Source organism: Verrucomicrobiota bacterium (assembly GCA_037139415.1).
Lineage (GTDB): Bacteria > Verrucomicrobiota > Verrucomicrobiia > Limisphaerales > Fontisphaeraceae > JBAXGN01.
In genome coordinates this window covers 51,894-63,923 of sequence record JBAXGN010000013.1, presented here as the reverse complement: position 1 = coordinate 63,923, position 12,030 = coordinate 51,894, and the positions used below count along the sequence as shown (strand labels likewise).

10 protein-coding genes are annotated in these 12,030 nt (G+C 56.7%); 8 read left to right on the top strand and 2 right to left on the bottom strand.

Annotated elements, in window-relative coordinates:
* The first annotated feature begins 196 nt into the window (after positions 1-196).
* The 8 genes from WCO56_03950 (at position 197) to WCO56_03915 (ending at position 10,331) form a co-directional block, all read left to right on the top strand.
* A complete protein-coding gene (locus tag WCO56_03950) occupies positions 197-1,708 on the top strand; it encodes an Ig-like domain-containing protein (protein ID MEI7728694.1) in 1,512 nt (503 codons plus the stop codon).
* Between the two features lie 630 nt (positions 1,709-2,338).
* Positions 2,339-3,295 (top strand): MoxR family ATPase, encoded by a 957-nt coding sequence (locus WCO56_03945; protein ID MEI7728693.1) that lies wholly within the window; start codon positions 2,339-2,341, stop codon positions 3,293-3,295.
* Positions 3,292-4,191 (top strand): DUF58 domain-containing protein, encoded by a 900-nt coding sequence (locus WCO56_03940; GenBank protein MEI7728692.1) that lies wholly within the window; start codon positions 3,292-3,294, stop codon positions 4,189-4,191. The genes WCO56_03945 and WCO56_03940 overlap by 4 nt, the downstream gene beginning before the upstream one ends.
* Positions 4,192-4,193: 2 nt before the next feature.
* On the top strand, positions 4,194-4,763 hold the full coding sequence (locus WCO56_03935) for a hypothetical protein (protein ID MEI7728691.1): 570 nt from the start codon (positions 4,194-4,196) through the stop codon (positions 4,761-4,763).
* The gene (locus WCO56_03930) at positions 4,747-5,787 is read left to right on the top strand and encodes a VWA domain-containing protein (GenBank protein MEI7728690.1); all 1,041 of its coding nucleotides are present in this window, start codon (positions 4,747-4,749) and stop codon (positions 5,785-5,787) included. The genes WCO56_03935 and WCO56_03930 overlap by 17 nt, the downstream gene beginning before the upstream one ends.
* Position 5,788: 1 nt before the next feature.
* Entirely contained in the window at positions 5,789-7,744 is a 1,956-nt protein-coding gene (locus tag WCO56_03925) for a VWA domain-containing protein (protein ID MEI7728689.1), read from the top strand.
* 23 nt (positions 7,745-7,767) lie between these two features.
* Positions 7,768-9,573, top strand: a complete 1,806-nt coding sequence (locus tag WCO56_03920) for a BatD family protein (GenBank protein ID MEI7728688.1) — start codon at positions 7,768-7,770, stop codon at positions 9,571-9,573.
* A complete protein-coding gene (locus WCO56_03915) occupies positions 9,570-10,331 on the top strand; it encodes a tetratricopeptide repeat protein (GenBank protein MEI7728687.1) in 762 nt (253 codons plus the stop codon). The genes WCO56_03920 and WCO56_03915 overlap by 4 nt, the downstream gene beginning before the upstream one ends.
* A gap of 133 nt (positions 10,332-10,464) precedes the next feature.
* Here WCO56_03915 and WCO56_03910 read toward each other — a convergent pair whose 3' ends face one another.
* Together WCO56_03910 and WCO56_03905 are read right to left on the bottom strand one after the other, a co-directional pair.
* Positions 10,465-10,767 (bottom strand): DUF2325 domain-containing protein, encoded by a 303-nt coding sequence (locus WCO56_03910; protein ID MEI7728686.1) that lies wholly within the window; start codon positions 10,765-10,767, stop codon positions 10,465-10,467.
* A 405-nt stretch (positions 10,768-11,172) separates the two neighbouring features.
* Positions 11,173-11,478 (bottom strand): EF-hand domain-containing protein, encoded by a 306-nt coding sequence (locus tag WCO56_03905; GenBank protein MEI7728685.1) that lies wholly within the window; start codon positions 11,476-11,478, stop codon positions 11,173-11,175.
* Positions 11,479-12,030: the final 552 nt, after the last annotated feature.

The window sequence follows — 12,030 nt, the reverse complement described above, 5'->3', positions numbered from 1 at the left end:
AAATTGACAGAGCACGGCGAAAAAGGCAACTTTTATTTGCGGATAAGCACTTAATCGCGAAGCCATCACGGTTTCCGGTGCCGGTGTCGGCGGAGCAGGAGCCATTGTCAACAACTCCACCAACGCACAAAATAACGCAACCAAGCTTGTCACGCTGGCGGGCGATGCGACTTTTGGTGGCGCGCAGCGGTGGGATGTGCGTGGCACCGCCGCGACCAATGCCGTGTTTGGCACCGGGGGGCAGCCGTACAAATTGACCAAGGTGGGGCCTAATTTCGTCAGCCTGGTTTATGCGCAAGTGGACCCTGCCTTGGGCGACATTGAAGTAAAGGAAGGCGGTCTTGGGTTTGAAGTGACTACTTCCTCGTTGGGAAATCCCACCAACACGTTGACCATTTACTCCAATGCCTATGTGCAGTTTTGGCAGAACACCCTTCCCTTGGACAAACGCGTGCTATTGGCGGATGGCGGACAAATCAAGGGGGGCAGCGGCACCAGTAATTACGTGGTTGGGCCCATCGTTTTGCCAAGCGGTCTCGGTCAATTGGGAGCGGCAGCGGGAGCGACTCTGACCGTCTCTGGCAATATCAGCGGTACGGGCGGAGTGAAAAAATTGCTGCCCGGCATCGTCACGCTCACTGGCACTAACACCTATACTGGGACCACGCTGATCAGCGCGGGAACGCTGGTGGTGAGTAACGCCTATTCCATCTCCAACAGTCCCGGCATTACACTCTCGCCCGGCACGACGTTCGATGTCTCGGGAGTGATCAATGGCTACAGTGTGGTTACCGGGCAAACCCTGGTGGGCCGGGGCACGGTGCTCGGTCCCCTCGCGATTCAGCCGGGTGGCCAATTGACGATTGACGGTGCCAGTCCCAGCACCCTGGCTGTGAGTAACGCCCTGACCCTAGCCGGGACGACTGCATTGCGCCTTGGCAGAATTGGTGGGGTGGTAACCAATGACCGAATTGCTGGCGTTAATGCGTTGACGGTGGGGGGGACGCTCAATCTCACCCTGGCCACCAATAGTGAGGCGCTGCAAGCAGGCGATACGTTTCAACTTTTCCAGGCGAGCACGTTCAGCGGGGCGTTCGTAAACGTAAATCTTCCAATACTCGGGTCTGGCACCGGTTGGAATACCAACAGCCTGGCCGCTAATGGAACGCTCAGTGTCGTGGCAGTGGTGGTGAATCATCCACCGGTAGCCACCAATGTTGGTGTGGTGCTCCCGCAAAACGCTTCCGTCAACATTGCCATCACCAACCTGCTGAAGGCGGCGAGTGATCCCGATGGTGATCCCTTGAGCCTGGCATCGGTTGTCGCATTGAGCACCAATGGAGGTTCAGTGCTCGTTCAAGCGGACCAGATTGTTTACACACCGCGCGCAGGTTTCACCGGCGATGATCGTTTCAGTTACGTCATCAGTGACGGTCAGGGCGGTACGGCCAGTGCCGAAGTCGAATTATTTGTAGCCGCCCGGCCAGTGCCAATCAGGCATCAGGTGGCGATCAATCCGGCACCCAGCGGATTCAACGTGGGCTTTGCCGGCGATCCTGGCGTCACATACTACGTGCAGCGTGCCACCTCACTGAGCGGTCCCTGGACCAACGTGGTCACCATTGTGGCACCCGCCCACGGCATCATTCAGTATCAGGATGCTACTGCATCCTCTTTGGCAGCATTTTACCGCACGGTCAAACCGTAAGGTTCGTGTAGCGGGTAGCGGCAAGAATTTCCAAGGGGTGCCACCCCTTTGGATGCACACCAAACAAGCCCCGCGCCGGGAGAAGCCACACTCTCCATCCGGTGCGGGGCTCTTCGATTCGTGTCAGCAGGCGTGACGTTCACCCTGCCTCTGTTCACGATTACAAAATCGGTTTGACAAAACAAAAGTATGTCTATATGTATTATCAAGTATTTGCTTCGGCGTTCAATCCGCCAGGCAGATGAGTGGGTCAACAGTGTTTGGCTACCTTTCCAGAGGCGCGAAAAACGCATGTGATTAAAAGCCCATGTGTTTTTATCTATCCAAAGATCGTAATTAATAGCGTGTTTATGAGAGATGGTTTGACTAGGTCGGTTTTGACCACTCGTGCTGGCAATCCAGCGCAAGGTGTTCTTCTCGGTTCGTGCCTGTTCCGTTTTCGTCTTCCAGTCTGTTGGTTCAACGCCGCCTCATCACGCATAAAGTCTGGTGAGTACACCATTGAGCCGTGATTCGACGCCTCTTTCTATGATAAAAAGTGAATCGTCAGCTAGTTTGGCAATTGAAGTGCCGCAAGCTTCGTCTGTTCCTCCCGCTGTGCCACTGGGCGGGGAGGAGTTGGAGTCGCGGTTGGTTGAAGCCTCAGCGTTGCTGAACCGGTTGCGCGCTGAGATTGCGTGCGCAATCGTGGGCCAGCAACATCTCGTTGATCGGCTCTTGGTGGGCTTGATCGCCAACGGCCACATCCTGTTAGAGGGCGTGCCTGGCCTGGCCAAAACACTAGCGGCGCGCACGCTTGCCGCAGCCATCCACGCGGAGTTCAGCCGCATACAGTTCACCCCCGACCTGCTGCCAGCGGATATCATTGGCACGCTGATTTACAACCCTGAGGAACGCAAATACAGTGCCACGCCGGGCCCCGTGTTTGCCAATCTGGTGCTGGCGGACGAGATCAACCGCGCGCCCGCTAAAGTGCAATCCGCCCTGCTGGAGGCCATGCAAGAACGGCAGGTGACGCTCGGGGGAAAGACCTTGCCGCTGCCGGATCCATTTCTCGTGCTGGCCACGGAGAATCCGATTGATCAGGAAGGCACGTATCCGTTGCCGGAAGCGCAGGTGGATCGGTTCATGTTAAAAGTGGTCATCAGTTATCCCACGTTTGAGGAAGAGCGGCGGATTCTCGATACAATGGCCTTCACGAAGGCAACCATAAAAGCGCGCCCCGTGGTGACGTTGGACGAAATCCTTCGCGTGCGCGATTTGGTGGATGCGATCCAGGTGCATGACGAGGTGCGCAATTACATCGTGAAGGTGGTGTTCGCCACGCGTAACCCGGCTGACTACAAGCTCGATCTCAAGCATCTGATTCAGTTTGGCGCGTCACCGCGCGCCACCATCGCCTTGACGCTGGCGGCCAAGGCTTGGGCGCTGCTGCAAGGTCGTGGCTATGTGATACCACAGGATGTGAAGACGATTGGGCCTGACGTGCTGCGACATCGCGTCATCCTGTCCTATGAAGCGGATTCACGGGGAATGACCAGCGATGCCATTATCAAAACCCTCTTCAACACAATTCCGGTACCATGAATGATGCGCTCCCCATCAACGAACTCATTCAGACCGTGCATCAGGTGGAGGTCGCGGTCAATCGCTTGGCGAATGACACCATGGTGGGCGCGTATCTAAGTTCGTTCAAAGGGCGGGGCATGGATTTTGAGGATTTGCGGGATTATGCACCCGGCGACGATGTACGCCACATTGATTGGAATGTCACACATCGGCTCGGACGACCTTTTGTGAAGCGATATCGCGAGGAGCGGGAATTCAGCCTGATCCTGCTCGTGGACGTGTCTGCTTCCGGAGAATTTGGGTCCGCCAACCGCAGCAAACGTCGGCTGGCGACCGAGGTGGCCGGAACGCTGGCGTTTGCTGCGGCGCGCTGCGGTGACAAGGTTGGGTTGCTGCTGTTCACGAATGAGGTGGAATTATTTCTCCCGCCGGCCAAGGGACGGAGTCACCTGTTGCGCGTGCTGCGGGAGATGCTCTTTTTTCAGCCAGCGCATCGCGGAACGAATCCCACCGGGGCCCTGCGGGCGATGCTTCACTGGCTCACGCATCGCTCGATGGCCATTCTGGTCAGTGACTGCCTTTGTCCGCTGGATCACGAACTAACCCAAGCGCTGGGGCAGGCCAACGCACGCCATGATCTGGTGTGTCTGCACCTGTATGACCCGTGTGAAATAGCGCTGCCAGAGGTGGGGATCGCCCGTTTTGAGGATGCAGAAACCGGGGAGATACTGGAGGTCAACCTGGCACGCACCGACATCCGTGAGCAGTACGCGAACTCCAATTCGCAGCGCCTCGCGGCCCTTGATCTCGCTCTGCAGCGGGAGGGAGTGGACACGCTTCGGCTCGCAACCGACCGGCCATTTGCGACCATGTTGCAGCATTTTTTTGAACACCGCCGCTGGCGCCGGGCCTGAACATGCCTGCACTTGCCGACCATCTTGCCCGCTTACCGTTATTTGGGAGTACGCTTCCTGACTTGCGGCCGATTGAGGAATTGTTGCCGCCCACGATCTGGGAACAGTACGGCGGCGCAATCTTGCTGGTGGGTCTGCTGTCGTTATTGGTCTTAGCGACCGTGGTCTGGTGGTGTCGGGGCACGCGTTCGGTGGTGACGCCATCACCCGCAGACATTGCTCGCGAAGCCTTGCGGAAGCTGGAGTTTGAACCGGATGGCAGTGCGCTGGCCGGCTCGGTTCTCCAAACGTTGCGTCATTATCTCCCGGCCGTCATCCCCATGTTGCCGCGTGGAGAATTGACTGCGGACGAAATTGCCGGGCAATTGAGCCAGCAGTCATCATTGACGGTTGAATTGAAGGATGACATTACCGCGCTGCTCCGGCAGTGCGAGCGGCGTCAATTCGATGCCAGGAATCGGGCAACCTCTCCCCGGCTGGTGGCCGATGCGCTCCTTGTGGTTGGCAAGATCGAAACAGCGCGAGTCAAACGCCAAGACACACCGCCACTCACCCATGAACAGCGCCTTTGAGTTTCAATATCCGTGGTTGTTGGGACTGCTGGTGTTGCTGCCGATCTATGCAGTATTGCTTGGTCGCAATGGGCATCTATCCGCATTGCGCTTTCCCAGTGTTGAACTAATCCGGACAGTCAGCCGTCCGGCCCGGTCTGGTCCAGGCCGATTGCGGATCTTTCTCCGACTGCTGGCTTCCGCCTTGGTCATCATAACCCTGGCTGGTCCACGCGCGGCCCACGAGCAGACCGAAAATCAATCCAGCGGCGTCGATATCATGCTGTTGCTCGATGTGTCGTGGTCCATGATGGCGCTGGACATGGGACAGCCTGCGGAGCATGTCACCCGTTTCGACGTTGCCCGATCGGTGTTGCGGGATTTTATCGAGCGTCGCCAGGGCGATCGTATAGGGCTTATCATCTTCTCCGCGTTGCCTTACTCGGTCAGCCCGCTCACTCTGGATCATGAATGGTTGGTGCAGAATCTCGAGCGCATCCATATCGGATCCATTCAAGATCTGGGCACTGGCATTGGCGACGCCACAGCAGCGGCGGTCAAGCGGATGGCGGGAATCAAGAATAGCAAAAGCCGGATCATCATCCTGTTGACCGACGGGGACAACAACACCGGCGAGATCAATCCGGTCCCGGCCGCCGATCTGGCGGCGGCGCTGGGAGTGAAGATTTATACGATCGGAATTGGCCAGGAAGCGGCGTGCCCCTTGCCGGCATTTGAGCCCACGACCGGTAAATTGCGGCTTGGTCCGCAAGGTGAGATCCTCCCCACCATCACGCTGCGGCCAGCCAACTACCAGGTGCTCGACCAAATGGCCCGCATTACGCGAGGGCGGAAGTACCGCGCGACCAACCGCGCTGAACTAACTGGCATCTACAACGAAATTGACCGACTGGAAAAAACGGAAGTGAAGCTGCGCCGTTACACGCGCCATACCACGTTGTTCCAATGGCCACTGTTAACGGCCATGGCGACGCTGTCCTTGGAGCTATTCCTGGCAGCCACCTGGCTGCGACGCGTTCCATGATATGACCGGCGCCTTCACCAATCCGCATTTCGGAGCGCCCGTCTGGCTCTGGGTGGCGCTGATCGCGCCGCTGTTGCTGGGGTTGCTTCAGCTTTACGCCAGCCGGGTCCGCCGCCGACAACTTACACGGCTGGCAGTGCCGGAAGCACTTAAGGTGATGCTGAGTTCACACAGTCCGGCGCGGCGATGCATCAAGCATGGACTGCAGATTATGATGGTCTTCGTGTTTGGCCTTGCGCTCGCGCGGCCACAGTGGGGGGAGCAAACGGAGCAAGCCGAATCCCTTGGCGAAGATGTGGTGTTTCTGCTCGATTGTTCGCGAAGCATGCTGGCGACGGACGTGAGCCCCAACCGCCTCACCCGGGCAAAATTGGCAATCCAGGAGTTCGTGCAACACTTTGGCCGCGGGCGTGTAAGTCTGGTGGCGTTCGCCGGACAAGCGTTTTTGCAGTGCCCGCTGACGTTTGACTACGAGGAGTTTCGCGATGCCTTGCAAGCCGTGGACGAGCGGACTATTCCAGTGCCAGGAACGGACATTGGTCGTGCCTTGAACGAGGGGTTTTCGGCGGTGGAGAAAAACGGGCGGCGGAAAATTCTCATTTTGGTTTCCGACGGCGAAGACCTGGAAAAAGCCAGCGTGGCCCGGGCGAAGGAGTTGGCGGCAAAAAATGTGATCATCTTCACCGTCGGTGTGGGCACCCCGACGGGCAGCGAAATATTCGTCACGAGTGCGGCAGGTGGGCGGGAAATTTTGCGCAATGAACAGGAGCAACCTGTACTCAGTCGGCTCGATGAACCGACGTTGCGCGCGATTGCGGAAGTTACGCACGGGAGCTACCAACCGCTGGGTACGTTGAGCGATGGTTTGGAGCATGTTCGCCTGGCATTAGAGGGTGCGGAGGGGTTCGCACGATTAGTGACCACCCGGCGGGAGGGCGTGGATCATTTTCACATTCCGGTGGGCTTGTTGCTGATCTTAATGATTGGCGAATCATTACTTGGTACGCGTCGCCGGGAACAGAAAAACGTTGCCCTGCAGCGCCATCCGGCACCGGGCCTCCAGGCATCAATTGTAATCGTGTTTGGATGCGTGCTGGCAGCGCAAGGCGCCGGGAAGGGAACGGAACTGTCGCGATCACCACGAACCTTGTTCAACTGCGGCACCCAAAGCTTGCGCGAAGGCCGGTGGCGCGAGGCTGAAGCCGCAATCAATGCAGCCGTCACCAGCAACGACGCGACGGTACAACCATTGGCGCTCTACAATCTGGGCCAGGTGCGGTTTCGTGCTGCCCAGGAGGTTTTAAAAGGAACCCCGACTGCTGGCGATTTGGAAACCCGGAGCGAACAGGGGATTCTATCCGCCGATTCAGCCATCAAGACGGCGGATGCCGCTTTGGCGGGAAGCGATTTGCGGGCGGCAGTGTCGGCCTACCGAATGGGCCGCGCGACGGTCAAGAGTCTCAGGCAGACATTGGATGCCGTCAAAGGCAGCGCGGATACTTATGGGATGGTGCTGCAGCGCTGGCAACGCGCGGCAGATGACTTCAAGAGTGCGTTGGAACTACGAATTGGTTACGAAAATGCCAGGATTAATGCCGGGATTGTGGATCTGCACATTGAAGAACTGACGAAGGAGCGATGGAAAATTCAGGAGATTCGCGACGCGGTTGATGCCAAGAAAATGGAATTGCAGCAACGATTGGATGCACTCAAGCGCCGCTTGCCGCCGGAAGAGAGCAGGGGGGAACACGGTGCGGATGATGATGCGTCAAAGGACCCGAGCCAGTCGTCCAAACCGGATGAGCAGGAGCACAAGGGGGAAAATGGCAAGGAAATGGTGCTTACCCCGGAAGAAGCCATGCGGCTGCTTTCCTCACTCCGCTTGGATTTAAGCCGCCAATATTCCACCGGCAATTTGCCGAATGACCGTCAAAACCGCGCGGGCCGCACTTGGTGATGAACATGATTGCACGACACGTTATGTCTTTTGCCGCCAGCCTGCTACTGCTGGGTGCCCCGGCCCGCTCGCAAAGCCAAGCCGCTCACCCTGCCGATCCGCCGCTCAATGCTGCCATGGCACAATTGCTGCGGCAGGCGCAAGGGGAGTCAAATGTGGTGGCGGATGCGGGATTTGATCCGCTGGTAATTGCCATGCGCGAACCGGCATTCTATCGCGTGGTGGTCACGGCCGAACCGGAAGCGGTGGACTTGCCGGACCCTATTCCCATTCCGAAGGATCTCAAACTCCAGAAAAGTGGTGTCGGAAAATCGTTTATAACCAAAGGGCAGACCGCTCAATATCAGGCCACGTTCAACTATCGGATCATCGCGCACGCGGAAGGCTCGTTTACCATTGCTCCCTTTACCGTTGTTGTTGGGAACCGGCGGATCACCGTTCCGTCACGGACGCTCACGGTGGTCGCTCCTGGTTCACCCGAGGCCCGACGGCCTGCCTCCTTGCATCTCGAAATTCCAGAGGGCGATTGCTTCGTTGGCCAGGCAATTCCTTTGAAAATCGTGGTGCTGGATCCGGGAGACAGCAGCGTATTAGGTCTGGTGGATCCGAAAGCGTTGGGCGATGCGTTCCTCTTTGATCGAGTTCCGGGTTCTCAGCGACGCGAGTTGCGCACACACAATGGACATAGTGTTTCAGCGCTAATCGAGGAAGTCATCGCCATTCCCATCCGTGAAGGCCGGCTCCCGATGAGTGCCCAGGCTTTTGTGGAACGCCGGCCAACCACCGATCCGCAAAGCGTCCTGCTGCCAGGCTTTCGCCCCTTTTTGGAATCCGGGTCAGTAGAGATTGTGGTCAGGCACCTTCCGGGCGGTGCGCTCCCTGGATTCACTGGATTGATCGGACAGTCTATGGGAGCGTCGCCGAGACCCGCAACTCGTGAAGTCCATGCGGGTGATCCCCTCGTACTATCCGTTGCTGTCCGTGGGGAGGGAAACCTTGGGCGCCTGATTCCGCCCGGTATTGCTCACGCGCCGGGTTGGCGGGTTCTAAACACCATGCCGGATGGCAATTCGCCGCCAACCATCAGGCAGCGTGGCAGCAACGTGTTTTATTACACTTTGATTCCGCTGAATCCTGGAATGACGGACACGCCCAGGATTCCGTTCAGCTACTTCGATCCGCAAAGGACTAGCTTCGTGGATCTGACGATTCCTGCGATCCCAGTTCTGGTGCTGCCGTCCGCCGGAGCACGCACGATGGGACAAATATCGAACGCCACAAGTGCAACCTCTGGCGCACCGGATGAGCACGCGTCGGAGGGCTTGGGAAGAATGGCGAGCCGCCCGGTTCATTTTACAGCCGGGTTGGTGCCGACGCAGCAGCGCACCTCCTTTTGGATGCTCCAACTTCTCCTGGGGGGCGTGCTGACGGGCGCATGCTGGTGGGAACGTCGCCGCCGTTTTCTGGCCGCGCATCCAGAGATTGTCCGTTTTGCCAGGGCCCGTGGCGAACTCCGAAGGCAAACACGGCAATGGCGGCGCGCTGCGGCTGATGGCGATGCGACGGCGTTCACCATGGCGGCGGTGGCGGCGCTACGCACAGCTTGCGCTCCCCATTTGCAGGCCAGTCCGGAAGCGTTGGTGTGCGACGATGTGCTCGGCGTTTTACCGTGCGAAGAGCGGGAGGGTCAGTCAGGCAACCTGGTGCGCCAGTTGTTCACCCTAGCGGAGGAGGTGACTTTCAAGGGCAAAGTACCCAACCCGAAAACGCTGTGGTGGCTTCAACCGGAATTGGAGATATTGCTCGCAGCATTGCGGAGGCGGCTATGATAATCCGTTGCTCACACTTCACCCGTGGTATCGTCATCCTGTTCGCAGTCGCGGTCTGGCAGATTTCTGCTTCTGAATCCCAGCACAGTACCAATACATTTGAAAGAGGTTGCGCGGCTTATGAGGCGCGGGACTTCGCGGAGGCTGCGAGACAGTTTAATGACGAACTCAAACGCAAGCCCTCTGCCGAGGCATGGCGCAATCTCGGAAATGCTGAATGGCAAGGCAGTCATTTCGGAGAAGCAATCCTGGCTTGGGAACGGGCTTTGTGGATCAATCCATTTGATGCGGATGCTGGTGCCAGTCTGCGCCATGCCCGTCGGACGGCGCAACTTGCTGCAGCGCCGCTAAGGTGGTGGGAGAGATTCTCCACTTGGTTGCCGGTGGACGCGTGGGGGTGGACGGCCACGGTTAGTTTCTGGCTGGCGGTTACCTTGGCCTTTGGACTGCCGGTTTTCCTTGGTTGGCGCCGATCAGCTTGGACTCAGTCCCTCGCCGCCGTTGGATTCGGATTGTTCTTGCTGACGATTCCCGGGATGGTGGGTGTTCACACGCGAACCGATCTCGGAGTAGTTTTGTCCTCCGACACGCCATTGCGCCTGACCCCTACGCGTCACGCGCAGATTAACACGCGCCTTGCTGCGGGCGAAATGGCCGGTGGACAGTCTATTCGTGGAGATTACATTTTTATCCACACCAGCTCGGGGGATTCAGGTTGGATCGAAAAATCGCAATTCCGATTTATCTCAAAGCCTTGAATTGCGGGTATGAAAAACCACCTCAAACAGATCGGCTCCCAGTCAGGAATGTTTTCCTGATATTTTATCCCTCGACATGAGGCAGGCTGCTATGCCGCGTCGGACGGGGCTTCATATGTTTTGATGCGAAGAGTTAGCTGCGCGCGGCCATTCCGGTCCCGCCCAAGCAGCTCAGGCACTTGCGCAGGGTGCAGACACCGCAACTGTGGTACTGATAAACGGGAATGGCGTGCGCTTTGGCAATCCCCATGGCCAGGTCGCGGGCCTGGTGGGAAACCTTGCCCGTGAAGAGGACAACGGCCTGGCTACCATGAATCCTCTGGGCAAGCCCGGCCTCAGGACGGTTGAAGATCCGCAAGTCAACACCCACCTCCTGCGCCGCTTTCAGATAGTGTCGCGCCAATCGGTCCATGCCACCAATAAGGGTTACCCGCATATGGTCCTCCGTTCAGGTACCCAAGGGTTTGTCGGTGGGTGATTCCAGCTCTGAAAAGCTGGACCGTGAATTTTATCATTGTCTCTCATAAGGCATGTCGTTGTTTCGGACCACGTCCGGGCTTGGGAACTCCCCTTGCCCAATCCTGTTTCATGCGCCTCACGAGAGGTAGCTACCACCGTTCTACCGTGGCCTCTTCGGCTGGTTTCTGATGACCAACCACATCATCCAATTTTTCAAGTCAAGTTCGGGTTAAATTAATTAGCACGGTTCCATCAGTTTAACGCCTATCTGTTGTTGAGTAAAAACATCACCATGGTTCCAAAGCCATGGTGATGTTAGGTGAGCCATATTCGGTTTTACTCCCAGCCAATGCTGGTCCACGCAATCAGACAGGTTTGGTTATCAATTTTTCTTTTTGTGCGGGTGGAGTTTGTCCCAAGCTTCCTTATCCTCAGGGCTGAAAGCCGCTTTCTCCTCTTTATCAATCTTTCCGTCCTTGTTCTTGTCGTATTTGTCCAACAAGGTTTTCTCCTGTGCCTTCTGTTCGTCAGTGAGCTGGGACTTCTTGCCTTCGCCAGCATAGGCATTGATGGCTACGGCGCAAAGAAGCGCCAGCGCGAATGTTACTAGTTTCTTCATACGATATGTTTTGCTTAACTGCATTGTTGTTTTGTTAGTGCAGATCTCCAGCCATTCGATCGAGTTCATACGTATCTGTAGTGATAGCCGCCCCGACTGCCTGGCTGGATTTCCACCGACGACACTTTGCGTCGTTGACACTAATCATGAGAAAATCTATAATACTACTGTACATTGTCAAATTCTTTTTTCATTTTTTTCAAAACAGCCGTTTTTAGGAAAAACAGAAGCCCGGTTCCAATCGTTTCGATAGCGTCTTTTTCTCAAGGAATTCGAAAATTTTGCCGATCCAGGATTCTGACCGGCTAATTTTTATCAGTTGGTTGTTGACAAATCTACACTTATACACTAGAGTAACTAAAGTTATTGCGGTAAGTAACTTTGGCTGCAATACATTCGAGCTGGGAATGAATCGGTTGCTACCTCTCCAGGGGCGCGCATGACTCCCCAGTTTGTTTGGGAATGGTTCCCAAATGGTCTTGACCGAAACTGATAGCGCGCCTATGCAAACACAATTAAGAAAAGTTTCTTTCGATTCGCCTGTATGGCGAAATATTCGCCGTTTCTCCACCCTGGGTCACTCGCTGGCAGCATGCCTTGCCATCGTTGTTACCGGGGCTT